The organism is Streptomyces sp. SPB162 (assembly GCF_029504575.1).
Classification (GTDB): Bacteria; Actinomycetota; Actinomycetes; order Streptomycetales; family Streptomycetaceae; genus Actinacidiphila.
In genome coordinates, this window is sequence record NZ_JAQFII010000001.1 from 5,216,612 (window position 1) to 5,233,003 (window position 16,392).

Sequence of the window (16,392 nt, forward strand, 5' to 3'; positions counted from 1 at the left end):
GGTTGTACCGTTACCGGCCCTTCGGGGGACCGGGACACGCTGACCTGCTTCGGGTCCGCGCCTACGGGCTGCCTGCATCTGGGGACCTCACGACTGTCCGGGGCCGGCACCGCGCTTCTTGTGCAGGCTGATGCTGACGGTCTTGTCCTCCGCGACCGTGGCATCCACCTCGCCGGCCAGTGCGGAGAGCACTGTCCAGGCGAAGGTGTCCCGCTCCGGAGCGCGACCATCGGTCGTGGGTGCCGAAACGCGCACCCACAGCGCGTCTCCGACGAGTCGGAAGACGCAACTCAATACGCTGCCGGGAACGGCCTGCTGCAGCAGGATCGCGCACGCCTCGTCCACGGCGATGCGCAGGTCTTCGATCTCGTCGAGGGTGAAGTCCAGCCGTGCCGCTAGACCGGCCGTAGCCGTACGCAGCACCGACAGATAGGCCCCCGCCGCGGGCAGCCGGACCTCAACGAAGTCCTTCGTCCCGGGCTCGCCTGCGATCTGGGACACCCTCACCTCCAAGGTGGCACACAGTGATTGCTCTGGTTCGCCAGCGACGCTATCGCGATCTGTGCCCTGATGTCGCCCGGACGGAGCACAGCCGCCGCCATGAGTGAGTCCTGGCCCGACACCCCACGGTTGTCACCCATGGTAAGCGTATGAGTACACAACGTGGCTAGGGGTGTGCGGTCTCAATTCGAAAGAGATGTCGCATCGTTGCCCACGTTCGGGTGGACTGCCAGGTCGGCGAGGGTGCGCAGGGGTTCACCCGTCAGTCGTTGTACGGTCCAGCCGTCCTGTCCGAAGGCGCCGATGGAGCGGTAGAAGCCGATCGCGGGATCGTTCCAATCCAGTACTGCCCATTCGAAGCGCTCGTAGCCGCGCGTGACGCAGATCGAGGCCAGCTCGGCCAGCAGGGCCTTGCCGTGGCCGCCGCCGCGCGCTTCGGGCCTGACGTACAGGTCCTCCAGGTACACCCCGTGGGTGCCCGTCCAGGTGGAGAAGTTCCGGAACCACAGGGCGAATCCCACCGTGCGGTCCCCGGAATCACTGCCGGAATCACTCCCCGAATTCGCCGCGGAACCGTCCTCCGCGATCAGGGCGTAGACCGCCGGATGCGCTCCGAAAAGGGCGTCGTGCAATTGCTCCGGCGTCGCGCGGGCTTCCTCCAGCGCCTTTTCGTACTCCGCGAGTTCGCGGATCATGGCGTGGATCGCCGGGACGTCGGCGGGGGTGGCGGCTCGGATCATGCGTCAAGGTTACGCGGTCGGAGATGGCTCGAGAGTGGTGGAGATCACGCTCGGGGGTCGGTGCCCTCATCCCGTCACGACGGCCGCGAGGCGGGTACCCGGCGGGAAAGCCCCCTCGTCCACCAGGGTGAACAGGCCGTGCAGCATCTTCGCCACGTAGACGCGGTCCGGGGCCAGGCCGTGCCGGACGGCGAAGTCCTCGGCGAAGGCGTCGAGCTCGGGGGTGGTGCGGGCGTAGCCGCCGTGGTGGAAGCGCCCGTCGAGCCGCCAGTCGCCGATCCGGCGGCCGAACGCGTCCTCCTGCAGCCCCCGCACCGCGGCGTCCAGGAAGCCGCCCCTGAGTACCGGGAAGCCGATCGCGCGCTGGGCCCCCGGCTCCAGCCCCGCGGCGAGCCCTGCGAGCGTGCCGCCGGTGCCGCAGGCCACCGCGACGACGTCCGCGGCGCCGCGCAGCTCCCTGCCCAGGTCGGCGCAGCCGCGGGCCGCCAGCGCGTTGCTGCCGCCCTCCGGCACCACGTAGCAGCGCCCGAAGCGCTCCCGCAGCGCCTCGACGACGTCCGGCTCCGCCTTGCGGCGGTACGTGCTCCGGTCGACGAAGACCAGCCGCATGCCGTCGGCCGCGGCGCGGGCCAGCGAGGCGTTCAGTGGGCGCGTGGCCAGCTCGTCGCCGCGTACGACGCCGACGGTGGCGAAGCCGAGCAGGCGGCCCGCGGCGGCGGTCGCGCGCAGGTGGTTGGAGTAGGCGCCGCCGAAGGTCAGCAGGGTGTCGTGGCCGGCGTCGGCGGCGGCCTGGAGGTTGAGCCGCAGCTTGCGCCACTTGTTGCCCGGCAGGTCCGGATGGATCAGGTCGTCGCGCTTCAGCAGCAGCCGGACGCCGTGCCGTGCGAGCCGGCCGTCCTCGATCGCGACCAGCGGTGAGGGCAGCCGGGGGCGCAGCGCGTCGAGCGGCGGGCCGGTGGCGGTCACCAGGGCATTGTCCCCCGCAGGCAGGACGCCGCCGGTTCGTGGGCCGCAAACCGTCGCAATGGCCTCAGAAGTCCCTCGGGGCAGGGAAGAAGCTCCCGAAAAGGGCCGCCCCCGGTGCATTCTTCTCACGTGAAGACGGACGGCACGAACGGCAGAGACCTCTCCGGCGGCCCGGATCCAGAACTGGAATCCATAGTTCCGCAAGCCTCCCCGCCACCCCTGCCCGGGCCGGGCGACGGGCTCGCCGCGACGGTACGCGGGCTGCTGCCCTCGCTGACGCCCGCTTCCGCGCGCATAGCCCGGCTGATCGTCGAGGATCCCGCCCAGGTCGCCCGCAGCACCATCTCGGAGCTGAGCGCGCTGGCGGGCACCAGCGACTCCTCGATCGTCAGGACCGCCAGGGCGCTGGGCTTCTCCGGCTACCCCGAACTCCGGCTGGCGCTGGCCGCGTCGGCCGCCCGGCAGGCCCCGCGCTCGACCCTGACCTCGGGGATCACCCGCCTGGATTCACCCGCGGACGTGATGGCCAAGCTGGTGCACACCGAGTCCCAGGCGGTCCTGGAGACCGAGACCCAGCTCGATCCCGGGCAGTTGCTGGGCGCCGCGCTCGCGGTCTGCGGCGACGGCCAGCTGCACATCGCGGGCGTCGGCGCGTCCGGGCTGGTCGCGCAGGACCTGCACCAGAAGCTGCAGCGCATAGGACGGCCCTGCCACGCCCACGGCGACTCCCAGTCCGCGCTGACCAGCGCGGTGCTGCTCGGGCCCGGCGACGTCTTCCTCGCCGTGTCGCACTCCGGTGAGAGCCGCGACGTCCTGGAGCCGCTGCGCCGGGCCGCCGACCAGGGCGCGACCACCGTCGTCATCACCAACCACCCGCAGTCGTCCGCCGCCCGCCTCGCCGACTTCGTGCTGGCGTCGGCGGGGCGCGAGACGACCTTCCGGCCCGGCGCGATGGCCAGCCGGATCAGCCAACTCGTCGTCGTCGACTGCCTCTTCGTCTGCGTGGCGCAGCGCACCTACGAGAAGTCCGACCACGCGCTGCGGGTCACGCGCCAGGCGCTGGAGAGCGACCGCTCCTGAACGTCCGGTCCCGGAGCGCGGAAACGCCCGTACCCGGTACGCCGAGGCGGACCGGGTACGGGCGACAGGTCTGTGACCGTGGTGTTGTCACAGGCCGAAAGGCCCAGGTGGAGCTCAGGCCTTCTTGGTCTCCCAGAAGATGGTGTCGATCCGGGCGATCAGCTCGAGGAGCTTCTCACCCGTCTTCGGGTCGTTCGACGCCTTGGCGGCACTTCCCGCCTTGAGGGCGTCGTTGATGAGCTGGTGCAGCTCGGGGTACTTCTCGAAGTGCGGCGGCTTGAAGTAGTCGCTCCACAGCACCGAGATGTGGTGCTTGGCGAGCTCCGCGCGCTGCTCCTTGATGATGATCGCCCGGGTCCGGAAGTCCGGGTCCTCGTTGGCCTGGTACTTCTCCTGGACGGCCTTGACCGACTCGGCCTCGATGCGGGCCTGGGCCGGGTCGTATACGCCGCAGGGCAGGTCGCAGTGGGCGCTGACCTTGACCTTCGGCGCGAACAGGCGAGAGAACATGGCTGTCCTTCCTTGTGATCGTCTTTCCAGGTGGGAGATTACTCCCTAGGAGAGTCGTTTTCTCGGGTGCCCCAGGTGGCTTAGGACAAAAGTCTGGTGTCACCCTGGGGCCGGTGGAGGAAGGGACGAGGAGGTACAGCATGCGGGAGCGGCGAGTCCGGCGGGGCTACGCGGTCGAGGTGACCGGTCCTTCGATGGTCCCGACGCTGTACGAGGGCGATCGGCTGTTCGTGCGGGACGTCAGCGGTCCGGCCGACGTCCGAGAGGGTGACGTCGTGGTCCTGCGGCACCCGTTGCAGCAGGATCTGCTCATCGTGAAGCGGGCGGTCGAGCGCCGCGAGGGCGGCTGGTGGGTGCTGGCCGACAACCCCTTCGGGTCGGTCGCGGACAGCAGTGTGTTCGGCACGGTGCCGGACGAGTTGGTGCTCGCCCGGGCCCTGGTGCGGTTCCGGCCGCCGAGGGAGCTTCAGAGGTCGGTGACCGGGGTGCTGTCGTGGGCGGCGTCCTGCGTGCGGCCGCTGAGCGCGGACCGTTCGTTCTCCAGACGCTTGCGGGCGCGGTAGGCCGCGACGTTCGCGCGGGTCGCGCAGCGGTCGGAGCAGTAGCGCCGGGACCGGTTGGTCGATGTGTCGACATAGGCGTTGCGGCAGGGGACGGCCTCGCAGATACCGAGCCGGTCCACGCCGAGTTCGGTCAGCTGGAAGGCCAGCCCCATGCAGGCGGTGGCGGCGTATCCGGCGGTGGCGGTCGCGGCGTGGTCGGCGAGGTGCATGTGCCAGTCGGGCCGGCCGGTCTCGTCGAGGTGTTCGTGCCCGGAGATCTGCGGACTGACGGGGAACTCCAGCAGCAGCGCGTTGAGCAGGTCCACGGCGCGTACCTCGTCACCCTCGTCGGCGGCCTCGAAGACCCCCCGCAGCCGGGTCCGCACGGCGCGCAACCGGGGCACGTCGGCGTCGGTGCTGCGCGCGGCGGCCTGGGTGCTGGTGCCGAAGAGCGCCCGGACGGCGTCGACCCCGCTGAGGTCGTCCGTCCCGCGTTCCGGCTCCTCGCTGTTCACCAGGCGCACGGCGTACTCCGAGTAGTAGGCCAGTTCCACGTGTGATCCTTACCCGTGCGTTCTTGGCTCAGTAATGACCGAGGTGGCTATCAGGCTATTACGGATCGGCGGCCGGCGAGGACGGTACGCCGAGGGTGCCACCGGTGTGTGCCCCGGACAGGCCGAGGCCGGACGGGCGGGCTCCTCGCCCGGCCGTCCGGCCTCGTCCCTTCGGGTCACAGCACCTTGGACAGGAACGCCTTGGTGCGGTCGTGCTGCGGGTTGTTCAGGACGTCACGGGGACTCCCCGCCTCGACGACGATGCCGTCGTCCATGAAGACCACGCGCGTCGCCCACCTCGCGGGCGAAGCCCATCTCATGGGTGACGACGATCATCGTCATGCCGTCCTCGGCGAGACCGCGCATGACGTCGAGGACGTCGCCGACGAGCTCCGGGTCGAGAGCGGAGGTCGGCTCGTCGAAGAGCATCAGCTTCGGCTCCATCGCCAGCGCTCGGGCGATGGCCACTCGCTGCTGCTGCCCGCCGGACAGCTGCGACGGGTAGTTGGCCGCCTTGTCGGCGAGGCCGACCCGGTCCAGCAGCCGTTCCGCGCGGGCCCGGGCCGTCGCCTTCGTCTCGCCCTTGACCTGCATGGGGGCTTCCATGACGTTCTCGATCGCCGTCATGTGCGGGAAGAGGTTGAAGCGCTGGAACACCATGCCGATGTCCCGCCGCTTGGCCGCGACCTCGCTGTCCTTCAGCTCGTAGAGCTTGTCGCCCTTCTGCCGGTAGCCGACCAGCTCGCCGTCGACCCACAGCCGGCCGGCGTTGATCTGCTCCAGGTGGTTGATGCACCGCAGGAAGGTGGACTTGCCCGAGCCGGACGGGCCGACGAGGCAGAACACCTCGCGCGGCGCGACCTCCAGCTCGATCCCCTTGAGGATGTGCGCCAGGCCGAAGGACTTGTGGACGGCCTCGGCCTTGACCATGGGCTGAGCGGTCATCGGGTCACCTCCGGGCGCCGGAACGTGGTGAGGTTCGCCTTGATCTTCTGCCACGGGGTGAGCGGCAGACTGCGCAGCGAGCCCCGGGCGAAGCGGCGCTCCAGGTAGTACTGGAAGACGCTGAACACGCTGGTCAGGGCGAGGTACCAGATGGACGCGACGAAGAACATCTCCATGGTCGCGAAGGAGCTCGCGGCGATGTCCTGCGCGCTGCGCAGCAGGTCCTGGTACTGGACCGCGACGACCAGCGAGGACGTCTTGAGCATGTTGATGAACTCGTTGCCGCTCGGCGGGATGATCACGCGCATCGCCTGCGGCAGCACCACACGGCGCATGGTCTGGCCCTGCTTCATGCCCAGCGCGTGCGACGCCTCGGTCTGGCCCTCGTCGACCGACTGGATGCCGGCGCGCACGATCTCGGCCATGTAGGCGCCCTCGTTCAGACCGAGCCCCAGCAGGGCGGCCACGAACGGGGTCATCACGTCGACCATGTTGTTCTTGTAGATCGGTCCGAGGTTCAGGACCGGGAAGATCAGCGCCAGGTTGAACCAGATGAGCAGCTGCACATAGACCGGGGTGCCGCGGAAGAACCAGATGTAGAGCCAGGCGACACCGCCCGTCACCGGGTTCTTGGAGAGCCTCATGACGGCGAAGAGCACGCCGAGCAGCAGACCCATCAGCATCGACAGGACGCTGATGAGGATGGTGTGCCACAGGCCGGTCAGGATGGAGTGGTCGAACAGCTTCTCCGGCACGGTCGCCCAGCGCACGTCGCCCTGGGAGAACGAGTACATGAGCGCGGCCAGCACGACCACGACCACGACAGCGCTCACCCAGCGCCCGTAGTGCCGTACGGGGATCGCCCGGATGGCTTCCGCCGGGACCGCGGTGGCGGTCCCGGCCGACCCGCTCGGCGGAGTGTCGGCGGGTTCCTTCTCAAATTTGTCAGTCACGGTGACTGCCCTTCAGTGAAGCGCGTGGGGTCAGGATCCGCCGTTGATCGCGGCCTTGGTGATCGCGCCGTCGCCGGCGCCCCACTTGTCGAGGGCTGCCTTGTAGCTGCCGTCGGCGATGATCGCGTCCATCGCCAGCTTGATCGCGTCACGCAGCTGCGTGTTGCTCTTGTCCACGGCGATGCCGAACGGCCCGGCGTCGGACTTGTTGGCCACGGACTCGAAGTCGTTGCCGCCGCCCGCGGTCTTGGCGATGTACGCGGCGACCGGGGAGTCGTTGAGGTCGGCGACGGCGCCGCCGGCCTTGACGCGGGTCTGGGCCTCGGCGTCGGTCGGGAAGGACTCGATGGAGAGCGCCGACTTGCCGCCGGTCGTGCACTTCTTGGACAGGTCCTTGGCGGCCGCCTCGAAGGTCGTACCGCGCTGGACGGCGAGCTTCTTGCCGCACAGGTCGTCCACGGAGGTGATGTGCTCCGGGTTGCCCTTCTTGACCAGGATGCCGGTGCTCGCGGTGAAGTAGTCGACGAAGTCGACGCCCTTACCGGTCTTCTGCCCCTTGTCGTCCAGGCCCTCCTGGCGGGCCTTGGTGTCGCTCACGGAGGACATGACGAGGTTGTAGCGGCCGGTCTGCATCGCGGCGAGGAGGCCGTCGAAGGTGCCGCTGGTGAACTTGAACGTCACGCCGAGCTGCTTGCCGAGCGCGGCGGCCACGTCGGGGTCGACGCCGACGATGGTGCCGCTCTGCTTCAGCTCCATCGGCGCGTACGTGGCGTCGGTGCCGACCTGGATGACGCCGGCGTCCTGGATCGCCTTGGGCAGTTTGTTGAAGAGCGGAGCACTGTTCGACTTCGACGAGGTGTCGGGGCCGCTGTCCTTCTTGGTCTGGTCGCCACAGCCGCTGAGCAGCAGGGTGCCCGCGACCGCGATCGCGCCGACCGCTGTGATCCGAGAGGTGGCGGTCGTGCGAAGTGTGGTGCGTGCGGTCATTGCTGGTTCCTCCTGCGGAATGTGGGCGGAGTGGGGAAGCCGGTGGGTGGAGACCCCTGTTCGAGTGTCGCCACCCGGTGTGATGTGCGCATCTTGCCATCCGGACAGACCCAGACAGTGGTCCAGTTGTGTCAAAATCGGATAACGGGCGATCCCCGGGCTCTCACCGGGCCGGCACACCAAGGCCGGACCGCGGTGGGGCCACGCCGACCAGTCGCACACAGTATCCGCGGTTTCACCCTATTCGGGCTTTTTGCCGCGCTGTCTGCCGTGATATCCGATTCGCTCCCTGTTCATGGAACCGAATGGGCTCGTCAGCGGAATCGGTCTTCCGGTAGAACGGATCCTTACCCCTCATCCCGGGGCCCACGGCATGCGTGCGGCATGCCTGGCGCCGGTGCCTTCAGGACCACTCAAGTGCCTGGGTGTACCGATGCCGAGCCCGCCTATCTCCGTTTCTGGAGGTAGTACCCTCGACACCAAATCAGACAAAGGGGTCAATTGTGGCAGCGGAGATCGTCAATCCTCGGACCGATACGGATGAATTTCCCATCGATCCGGTCTTCGCCCTGCACCGCGGCGGAAAGATGGAGGTGACCGCGACCGTGCCGGTGCGCGACGCGGACGATCTGTCCCTCGCCTACACGCCGGGTGTCGCGAAGGTCTGCACGGCCATTGCCGAGCAGCCCGATCTGGTGAACGACTACACCTGGAAGTCCAACGTCGTGGCCGTGGTCACGGACGGCACCGCGGTGCTCGGACTCGGTGACATCGGCCCGGAGGCCTCCCTGCCGGTCATGGAGGGCAAAGCCATCCTCTTCAAGCAGTTCGGCGGGGTCGACGCGGTCCCCATCGCGCTGGCCTGCACGGACGTCGACGAGATCATCGAGACCGTGGTGCGGATGGCCCCGTCCTTCGGCGGCGTCAACCTGGAGGACATCTCCGCCCCCCGCTGCTTCGAGATCGAGCGGAGGCTGCAGGAGCGCCTGGACATCCCGGTCTTCCACGATGACCAGCACGGCACCGCCGTCGTGACGCTCGCCGCGCTGCGCAACGCCGCCAAGCTCACCGACCGGTCGCTGGGGCAGCTGCGCGCGGTGATCTCGGGCGCGGGAGCGGCCGGGGTCGCGATCGCCAAGATCCTCGTCGAGGCGGGCATCGGCGATGTCGCCGTCACCGACCGCAAGGGGATCGTGCACGCCGGCCGTGACGATCTGAACTCCGTCAAGCGCGAGCTGGCCTCGTACACCAATAAGGCTGGTCTTTCCGGTTCGCTGGAGACCGCCCTGGAGGGGGCCGACGTCTTCATCGGCGTCTCCGGCGGGACCGTGCGCGAGGAGGCGGTGGCCACCATGGCCAAGGGCGCCTTCATCTTCGCGATGGCCAACCCGACGCCGGAGATCCACCCGGACGTCGCGCACAAGTACGCGGCGGTCGTCGCCACCGGCCGCAGCGACTTCCCGAACCAGATCAACAACGTCCTGGCGTTCCCCGGCATCTTCGCCGGCGCCCTCCAAGTGCGCGCTTCGCGCATCACCGAGGGCATGAAGATCGCCGCCGCCGAGGCGCTGGCCGCCGTCATCGCCGACGAGCTCAGCGCGGACCACGTCATCCCGTCGCCCTTCGACGCACGGGTCGCCCCGGCCGTCACCGCCGCGGTCGCCGCCGCCGCCCGGGCCGAAGGCGTCGCCCGCCGCTGACCGCCTCCGGGCGGACCGTCGCAGAACAGGGAATGACGGCGGGCCGGCACCCACGGGGTGCCGGCCCGCCGTCACCGGTGCGCGGACGGCGGGCCGGCACCGGCCTCCTGCGTCATGTCGTCCCCACCCTCGCCCCCGTCCGGGGGACAGCCCGTCACTGTGTCGGTGCGCCGGGAGGTCCGCCGGGTTGCGGGGCCGGGCCGGTGGATCAGGGGTGACGTATGTCGCTTCGTGCGGCGGGCCCTTCACCGGACGTGGATCGCGCCGATAGTTTCTGCTGCATGTTCGCTGCCTATGCCGCACGTATCGACCGTGACCAGCCGCTGAACGGCCTGGAGCTGGGGGAGCGCCCCGAGCCGGAGCGCCGGGAGGGGTGGACGACGATCACGGTGAAGGCCGCGTCGCTCAACCACCACGACCTGTGGTCGCTGCGCGGGGTGGGACTCGGCCAGGAGCGGTTGCCGATGATCCTCGGCTGCGACGCGGCGGGCGTCGACGAGAACGGCGACGAGGTCGTGCTGCACTCCGTCATCGGCCAGTCCGGACACGGCGTCGGTCCTGACGAGCCGCGCTCCATCCTCACCGAGCGGTACCAGGGGACGTTCGCCGAGCGGGTGTCGGTGCCGGCCTGGAACGTGCTGCGCAAGCCGCCGGAGCTCTCCTTCGAGGAGGCGGCCTGCCTGCCGACCGCGTGGCTGACCGCGTACCGGATGCTCTTCACCAACGCGGGCGTGCGGCCGGGCGATTCCATCCTGGTGCAGGGCGCGGGCGGCGGCGTCGCGACGGCGGCGATCGTGCTGGCGAAGGCCGCGGGGCTGCGGGTGTTCGCGACGAGCCGGGACGAGGCCAAGCGCGAGCGCGCGGTGGAGCTGGGCGCGGAGGCGGCCTTCGAGCCGGGCGCACGGCTGCCGCGGCGGGTCGACGCGGTGATCGAGACGGTGGGCGCCGCGACCTGGTCGCACTCGGTGAAGTCGCTGCGGCCCGGCGGCACGCTGGTGATCTCGGGCGCCACGAGCGGTTCCAACCCGCCGGCCGCCGAACTCACCCGGATCTTCTTCCTGGAGCTGAAGGTCGTCGGCTCCACGATGGGCACCAAGGACGAGCTGGAGGATCTGCTCAGCTTCTGCGCGGCCACCGGAGTCCGGCCGGTGATCGACTCGGTGCTGCCGCTCGAACGGGCCCGTGAGGGCTTCGAGAAGATGGCGGGCGGCGATCTGTTCGGCAAGATCGTGCTGACGACGGGCTGAGCAGCCGGCGGGGGTGCGGGTTCCGTCCCCCGGAACCCGCACCCCCGCGCTCGTTCGTCCCCGCGTCAGTCCGTGCGACCGCGCAGCACGGCGGCGATCCGGGCCGCCGCCGTCGACAGGTGGCGCCGCGACTCGCGCAGCTGACCGGCGTCCACGCCCCGGTCGCGAGCGGCGTCACGGATGTCGTCGCGAAAGCGGTCCAGGAGGCGCTCCAGCTCGCGGCCCGGGTCGGCGACGTCCTCGGACGCGTTCTCCCTGGCCCAGTCGGGTGCGTCCGCCGGCACCTCGGCCGACTCGGCGTCCGCGTCGGTGGGAGCGCCCGGCTCCTTCCTGGCATGACCGGGCCAGGAGGCCGAGACGTGGCCGGTGGCCCGGCCCAGCGCGCCCAGTTCGCGGTTGAGTTCGGCGAGGCCCTCCTTGAGGCCGCCCTGCCAGTCGCCCTCGCGGACGTGGGACTGCACCTGCTCCTGGACCTGCTTGGCGATCCGCTGCACCTCGACGCGGGCGAACTCCTGGGCCTCCTTGGCCTGGAGGCGGGCGGTGCGCGCGTCCTCCTTGGCGCGGCGGCTCTCCTCCTTGGCGCGACGGGCCTGGTCCTTCCACTCCTGCTTCATCGCGCGGAAGTCGGTGCCGGATCCGTTGCCCGAGGGAGCGCTGCTGCGGGCCTGCTGCGCCGCGGCCCGGATCTCGCGGCGCAGGTCGCCGGCGGCGCCGCGGACGTCCTCGCGGATCTCGGCGGCCAGCGTCGAGACGGACTCGCGGATCTCGTTCTCCAGATCGGCGATCTCGTCGGCCCTGGCGGCCAGCTCGGCGCGGCCGCCGTCGGAGATGGAGTAGACCTTGCGGCCGCCCTCGGTGCTGTGGGTGACCAGGCCCTCCTTCTCCAGCTTGGCCAGCCGCGGGTAGACGGTGCCGGCGGAGGGGGCGTAGAGGCCGTGGAAGCGCTCCTCCAGCAGCCGGATGACTTCGTAGCCGTGGCGCGGGGCCTCGTCCAGGAGCTTGAGGAGGTACAGCCGCAGCCGGCCGTGGGCGAAGACGGGGGCCATGTCAGATGTCCTTCCGGAACGAGGGGGTCCCGTCGGCCGACGCGCCTACCGGCTCGTCGTCGACAGGTGGGCGGCGCAGCAGGGCGATGGCGCCGGAGACGGTGGTGGCCTTCAGGTGCGCGCCACCGGTGCCGATCCGTCCGGTGATGCGCTTGGCGCCCCACTGGCCGCTGACCCGCAGGTCCTCGAAGGCGCAGGAGACGGCGCCGCTCGCGGTGTTGGCGTCGACGTCGGCGTTCGCGGGATCGGGGATGCGGACGGCGATCTCGCCGGAGACGGTGTTCAGGCGGACGTCGGCGCCCGGGGGCGTCTCCGCCGGGGCCAGATCGAGCACCATGTTGCCGCTGACGGATTCCGCCTTGATGCGGGCGCTGCCGCCCTCGACGACGGTCAGGTCGCCGGAGACGGTGCTGACCTGCAGGTCGCCGGAGACCGCCTGGGCCTCGACGTTGCCCGAGACGGTGTTGGCGCTGACCGCGCCGGCCGCGCCGACCAGCGTGACGTCCCCGTTGACCCCGCGCACCTGGATGGGTTCGGAGAGACCGGAGATCACCGCGCTGGCGCCGACCACCCCGACCTCGGCGCGGGTGCGCTGCGGGACGGCGAGGGAGACGACCGCGTGCCGCTCCCAGCCCTTGCCGCCGAGCCACTTCAGGAAGCCCTTCCAGGGCAGGTCGTCGTAGCCGACCGTGAGCACCCCGTCGTGGAGGCTGACCAGCAGCGGCGGTCCGTTGAGCTCGCCGACCTCCAGCCGGGCCGGCCCCTCCTCGACACCGACGACGTTCACCGCCCCGCCGACGATGCGCACGCGCACCGTGTCGACGGGTGCGTCGAAGACGAGCTTCTGTGGTTCGGTGACGGTCCATTCCGACGTGCCGCTCATGTCGACCCCTCCTCGGTGGTACGGCAGGCAACGCAACATATCGCGTCTAAGTGATAGACACGATATATCGCGTACTGGAGAAGTCAAGCGGCCCGTTCCGAGGTGTCGAGCCGCCCGCGAGTCACTCCTCGTCGTCCTCGTCGTCCAGCCGGGCCAGCCAGGTGGCCAGCCGCTCCACAGGGATCTCGAAGTCGGGGTTGAGGTCGACGAACTCCCGCAGCCGGGAGGCCAGCCACTCGAAGGAGACCTCCTCCTCGCCGCGCCGGCTCTCCAGCTCCTCGATACCGCGATCGGTGAAGTACACGGGATGCTCCATAGCTCCAAGCAGTGGTCACCGGTGCGCACGGACACCGCGACACAGGGACGGTGGGACATTCCAGGCAAGGATAGGCAGCATTCCCCCACTCCCTCGCGCGGGTCCTCGCAGGCCGCTAGCCTTTCGTCACGGCCGGCCGAACGGGGGGTGACGCGGCGTGACAGGGGGGTATGGGGGCGCACAGGACGCACAGGGCGAGGACTCGGATCCTTTCGAGACCCTGGCGCCCCTGGTGAGAGCCTCCACCGTGCGTGTTCACGCGCCGCCGCCCGGGTATGCCCCGGACGGGTCCGGCGGTCCGTCCGCCGGGGACGTCGCCGTCCGCCCGTGGGGCAGCGGTTTCTTCGTCGCCCCCAACTGGGTGCTCACCTGCGCCCATGTGGCGCTCCGGGGCGAGGGAGGCGCGGTGGCTGACGGCGGACGGGAGGTCGGTCTCACCTTCGACGGGCGTACGGTGCGCGGCCGCGTCGAGTGGGCCGAGCCGCGGGAGAACCCGGGCTCCGGGCTGTGGCCCGCGCCCGACCTGGCGCTGATCCGGCTGCTGGACCCGGCGCCGCACGCGTGCGTCTGGCTCACCGAGCGCACCTCCAAGGTGTTCACCCGCAAGGAAGTGGCCTTCTTCGGCTGCATGGAGGTGGACGGCGAGGTCGAGGACGTCAGCGGCCGGTGCACGATCCGCGGCGAACTGGGCAGGGACGGCAAGCTCCGACTCGGCAACGAGGACGAGATCCCGTCGGGCGCTTCCGGCGGCCCGGTGGTCGACCTCGCGCGCGGCGAGGTGATCGGCGTGCTCAAGGCCCGCCGCGGCGGCCAGGACGGCGGACTGGCCATTTCCGTCCTGCAGTTGCGCGGACTGCCGCTCCCGCAGCTGCCGGCCAGGGCCGAGTCCGACGACCTCTTCCAGCGCGTGGTCCACGGCCACGACCGGCACCACGCCGACCGCCACCGGCTCGCCGACACCAACCGCACCACCTGGACCGACGCCCACAACCTGCTGGGAGCCACCGCCGGGCGCGCCCTGTCGCCCGGCATGCGCACCGAGCTGCTCGGGCTGCTCGCCGAACTCCCGCCGCCGGTCAGCACCTCGAGCCTGCTGGCGGCCGTGGACGAGCTGCGCGGCCAGCCCTGCGAGAACCTGCCGCTCGCCCCGCGGTCCTGGCGGGACGGGCTCGGGCTCCTCTACGACCTGCGGCGCGGCCAGAGCGAGTTGGAGACGATCCTGCGCTACTGCGTGCGCGTGGCGACGGCGGAGCGGCCGTACGAGGCGGCGCACGGCGCCGAGCGCAGGCTGTGGAACTGGGCGGCGGCCGTCGCCGCGCGGGAGCGGGACCTGTCGCGAGGCTTCCGCAACGACCTGGGCCGCGAGTGGCTCTCCCGGGTCAACGCCCGCCGGATGGACCCCGGCCCGTCCGGAGTACGGGTTGCGGCGGGCCCCGACGATCCGCCGCCCGGCGAGGCGGCGCCCGCCTCCTCGGTGCTGCTGGAGATCGACCGCCGCGGCTGGGAACGGGACAGCTACGACTGGCGGATTGCCATCGTGGACGCGGCGGGCGACGTCCGGCCGGTGGCCGAGGGCGCCGACGGCACGCGGCTGGGCGAGCTGCCGCAGCGGCTGAGCGCGCCGCTCGCCGAGGCCTTCCGGCGCTGCGACGAGCCGGACCGCCCCGCGGTCCTGCAGGTGGCGGTGGTCAGGGCGCTGCTCGAACTGCCGGTGGAGACCTGGCGCACCCGGCCGGACGGGCCGTCGCTGGGTGAGCTGCGCCCGGTCGTCGTACGCCCGGCCGACCCGGACTACGACCCGGACGAGGTCGGCGAGGACGCGGCACTGCGACGGGCCCGCTGGAAGCGGGTGCAGGCGGGACCGATGGAGCCGGTGGTCCTGGACTGCGACCAGGGGACGCCGGTGCCGGTGCCCGTCGACGCCGAACTGCGCTTCCGCGGGCTGTACTCGGTGCCGATCCTGTGCCGCGCCTCCGAGGCCGAGGACGGGCCCGCGGCCCTGCGCAGGGTGACCGGCGCCGGCTACGGGGTGGTGCTGTGGCGACGTGAACGCGCTGGTCGGGACCGGGTGTGCTCCGATTTCCACCGGGGGGTGGAGCGCACGGTCGCGGACGCGGGGCAGGCGGACCGGCTTCCGGAGGCGGTGCGCAGACTCCGGGCCGACCTGGCACGACGCGAGCCGGAAGCCTATATCTCGCAAGATCTGATCCTGCTGTTCGACGACCCCACCCGACCGCTGCCCGGCACCGATCAGCCGCTGGAGACGCCATGACCGGCCGAACACACCCCTTATGCTCCGCCCCCACTCCGTGGGACGGTCGACACGTGGTCTGCGCTCCTGCCATCGACGTACGAGCGACGAGGAGCACATAGTGCCTGACATCAACCCGCGGTCCGACGCCGCTGCCGGGTCCGACGGCATCGAAGAGAACGAGTGGCTCATCTACCGGGGCGCGGGGGAGCCGCACGACGGGATCAGCGCGCTGCCCGACCCGCCGCCCTGGCGGGACTTCGACGGCGGCCCCCTCGTGGAGCCCGGCCCCGGCACGGACAGCGCCTCGACCCGCCGCCTCGGCGCGTACCGGCACATGGCGCAGCTGCACCGGCCGAGTCCGGAGGAGCTGGAGATCGTCAACGCCGCGCTGTACCTGCGCCGTCCGTTGCTGGTCACCGGCAGTCCCGGCACGGGCAAGAGCACGCTGGCGCATGCCGTCGCGTACGAACTCGGTCTCGGCCGGGTGCTTCGCTGGCCCATCGTCAGCCGCACCACGCTGCAGGACGGCCTCTACCGCTATGACGCCATCGCCCGGCTCCAGGACACCCAGATCGCGGCGAGCAGCCGGGCCCAGACGCCGGGCGGCATCGGCAGCTACATCCGGCTGGGGCCGCTCGGCACGGCGCTGCTGCCGACGGCGCGGCCGCGCGTCCTGCTCGTGGACGAATTGGATAAAAGCGATATCGACCTTCCCAATGACCTGCTGAACGTGCTGGAGGAGGGCGAGTTCGCCATCCCCGAGCTCGAACGGCTCGCGGAGCGCGAACCGCGGGTCGAGGTGCTCACCGACGACAGTACGAAGGTGACGGTCGAGGACGGCCGGGTCCGCTGCCGGGCCTTCCCGTTCGTGGTCCTGACGAGTAACGGCGAACGGGACTTCCCGGCGCCGCTGCTGCGCCGCTGCATCCACCTGGAGCTGGGGCAGCCCGACCACAAGCGGCTGGCCACCGTGGTCAGGGCGCACCTGGGAACCGAGGCGGCCAGGATCGGCGACGACCTGATCACCCGGTTCCTGGAGCGCTCGCGCAGCGAACTCCTCGCCGCCGACCAGCTGCTGAACGCGATCTACCTCACGCACCACGCCGCGCCGCCGTCCCGCGACCGGCTCGCCGACATGCTCATCCAGCGACTCGACAGGCCGAGGTGA

General features: G+C 70.8%; 16 protein-coding genes and 1 pseudogene. 6 read left to right on the plus strand and 11 right to left on the minus strand.

Going from position 1 to position 16,392, the window contains the following annotated elements:
* Positions 1 to 87: 87 nt before the first annotated feature.
* The 3 genes from M2266_RS23945 to M2266_RS23955 all read right to left on the minus strand — a co-directional run bounded on the left by M2266_RS23945 (position 88) and on the right by M2266_RS23955 (position 2,207).
* Entirely contained in the window at positions 88 to 501 is a 414-nt protein-coding gene (locus tag M2266_RS23945) for an anti-sigma regulatory factor (RefSeq protein ID WP_138350908.1), read from the minus strand.
* A 182-nt stretch (positions 502 to 683) separates the two neighbouring features.
* Complete coding sequence (locus M2266_RS23950; protein WP_277440036.1) at positions 684 to 1,241, minus strand: GNAT family N-acetyltransferase; 558 nt, start codon at positions 1,239 to 1,241, stop codon at positions 684 to 686.
* A 66-nt stretch (positions 1,242 to 1,307) separates the two neighbouring features.
* Entirely contained in the window at positions 1,308 to 2,207 is a 900-nt protein-coding gene (locus M2266_RS23955; RefSeq protein ID WP_277440037.1) for a pyridoxal-phosphate dependent enzyme, read from the minus strand.
* A 129-nt stretch (positions 2,208 to 2,336) separates the two neighbouring features.
* On the opposite strand from M2266_RS23955, the gene M2266_RS23960 reads away from it, so the two are divergent.
* Entirely contained in the window at positions 2,337 to 3,287 is a 951-nt protein-coding gene (locus M2266_RS23960) for a MurR/RpiR family transcriptional regulator (protein WP_277440038.1), read from the plus strand.
* Between the two features lie 114 nt (positions 3,288 to 3,401).
* Here M2266_RS23960 and sodN read toward each other — a convergent pair whose 3' ends face one another.
* Entirely contained in the window at positions 3,402 to 3,797 is a 396-nt protein-coding gene (gene sodN / locus M2266_RS23965) for a superoxide dismutase, Ni (protein WP_164298766.1), read from the minus strand.
* A 140-nt stretch (positions 3,798 to 3,937) separates the two neighbouring features.
* On the opposite strand from sodN, the gene sodX reads away from it, so the two are divergent.
* Positions 3,938 to 4,360 (plus strand): nickel-type superoxide dismutase maturation protease, encoded by a 423-nt coding sequence (gene sodX, locus M2266_RS23970; protein WP_277440039.1) that lies wholly within the window; start codon positions 3,938 to 3,940, stop codon positions 4,358 to 4,360.
* Here sodX and M2266_RS23975 read toward each other — a convergent pair.
* The 4 genes and pseudogenes from M2266_RS23975 to M2266_RS23990 form a co-directional block, all read right to left on the minus strand.
* Entirely contained in the window at positions 4,264 to 4,893 is a 630-nt protein-coding gene (locus tag M2266_RS23975; protein ID WP_277440040.1) for a CGNR zinc finger domain-containing protein, read from the minus strand. The genes sodX and M2266_RS23975 overlap by 97 nt on opposite strands.
* A 176-nt stretch (positions 4,894 to 5,069) precedes the next feature.
* Positions 5,070 to 5,838, minus strand: a pseudogene (locus tag M2266_RS23980) (amino acid ABC transporter ATP-binding protein).
* Positions 5,835 to 6,791, minus strand: coding sequence for an amino acid ABC transporter permease (locus M2266_RS23985; protein WP_277440041.1), 957 nt, complete (start codon positions 6,789 to 6,791; stop codon positions 5,835 to 5,837). The pseudogene M2266_RS23980 and the gene M2266_RS23985 overlap by 4 nt, the downstream one beginning before the upstream one ends.
* Positions 6,792 to 6,821: 30 nt before the next feature.
* Complete coding sequence (locus M2266_RS23990) at positions 6,822 to 7,778, minus strand: ABC transporter substrate-binding protein (protein ID WP_277440042.1); 957 nt, start codon at positions 7,776 to 7,778, stop codon at positions 6,822 to 6,824.
* Between the two features lie 503 nt (positions 7,779 to 8,281).
* Between M2266_RS23990 and M2266_RS23995 the strand changes: the two genes are divergently transcribed.
* Positions 8,282 to 9,478 (plus strand): NADP-dependent malic enzyme, encoded by a 1,197-nt coding sequence (locus M2266_RS23995; RefSeq protein ID WP_277440043.1) that lies wholly within the window; start codon positions 8,282 to 8,284, stop codon positions 9,476 to 9,478.
* Positions 9,479 to 9,759: 281 nt separating this feature from the next.
* Positions 9,760 to 10,725, plus strand: a complete 966-nt coding sequence (locus tag M2266_RS24000) for a zinc-binding dehydrogenase (protein ID WP_277440044.1) — start codon at positions 9,760 to 9,762, stop codon at positions 10,723 to 10,725.
* Between the two features lie 65 nt (positions 10,726 to 10,790).
* On the opposite strand, the gene M2266_RS24005 is transcribed toward M2266_RS24000, so the two are convergent.
* From M2266_RS24005 to M2266_RS24015, 3 genes are all read right to left on the minus strand, one after another.
* Positions 10,791 to 11,771 carry a PadR family transcriptional regulator gene (locus M2266_RS24005; RefSeq protein ID WP_277440045.1) on the minus strand — a complete coding sequence of 327 codons (981 nt, stop codon included), beginning with the start codon at positions 11,769 to 11,771 and terminating at the stop codon, positions 10,791 to 10,793.
* Between the two features lies 1 nt (position 11,772).
* Complete coding sequence (locus tag M2266_RS24010) at positions 11,773 to 12,654, minus strand: DUF4097 family beta strand repeat-containing protein (RefSeq protein WP_277440046.1); 882 nt, start codon at positions 12,652 to 12,654, stop codon at positions 11,773 to 11,775.
* 121 nt (positions 12,655 to 12,775) lie between these two features.
* Positions 12,776 to 12,958: a DUF6104 family protein gene (locus tag M2266_RS24015; RefSeq protein WP_269274433.1), complete on the minus strand. Its 183-nt coding sequence runs from the start codon at positions 12,956 to 12,958 to the stop codon at positions 12,776 to 12,778.
* Between the two features lie 259 nt (positions 12,959 to 13,217).
* On the opposite strand from M2266_RS24015, the gene M2266_RS24020 reads away from it, so the two are divergent.
* Together M2266_RS24020 and M2266_RS24025 are read left to right on the plus strand one after the other, a co-directional pair.
* The gene (locus M2266_RS24020; RefSeq protein ID WP_277440047.1) at positions 13,218 to 15,242 is read left to right on the plus strand and encodes a trypsin-like peptidase domain-containing protein; all 2,025 of its coding nucleotides are present in this window, start codon (positions 13,218 to 13,220) and stop codon (positions 15,240 to 15,242) included.
* Between the two features lie 100 nt (positions 15,243 to 15,342).
* Positions 15,343 to 16,392: a MoxR family ATPase gene (locus M2266_RS24025; RefSeq protein WP_277440048.1), complete on the plus strand. Its 1,050-nt coding sequence runs from the start codon at positions 15,343 to 15,345 to the stop codon at positions 16,390 to 16,392.

Coding starts and splice junctions, on each gene's coding strand:
- M2266_RS23990 (WP_277440042.1), bottom strand. CDS start 7,778: ATGACCGCACGCACCACACTTCGCACGACCGCCACCTCTCGGATCACA.
- sodX (WP_277440039.1), top strand. CDS start 3,938: ATGCGGGAGCGGCGAGTCCGGCGGGGCTACGCGGTCGAGGTGACCGGT.
- M2266_RS24000 (WP_277440044.1), top strand. CDS start 9,760: ATGTTCGCTGCCTATGCCGCACGTATCGACCGTGACCAGCCGCTGAAC.
- M2266_RS24005 (WP_277440045.1), bottom strand. CDS start 11,771: ATGGCCCCCGTCTTCGCCCACGGCCGGCTGCGGCTGTACCTCCTCAAG.
- M2266_RS24010 (WP_277440046.1), bottom strand. CDS start 12,654: ATGAGCGGCACGTCGGAATGGACCGTCACCGAACCACAGAAGCTCGTC.
- sodN (WP_164298766.1), bottom strand. CDS start 3,797: ATGTTCTCTCGCCTGTTCGCGCCGAAGGTCAAGGTCAGCGCCCACTGC.
- M2266_RS23950 (WP_277440036.1), bottom strand. CDS start 1,241: ATGATCCGAGCCGCCACCCCCGCCGACGTCCCGGCGATCCACGCCATG.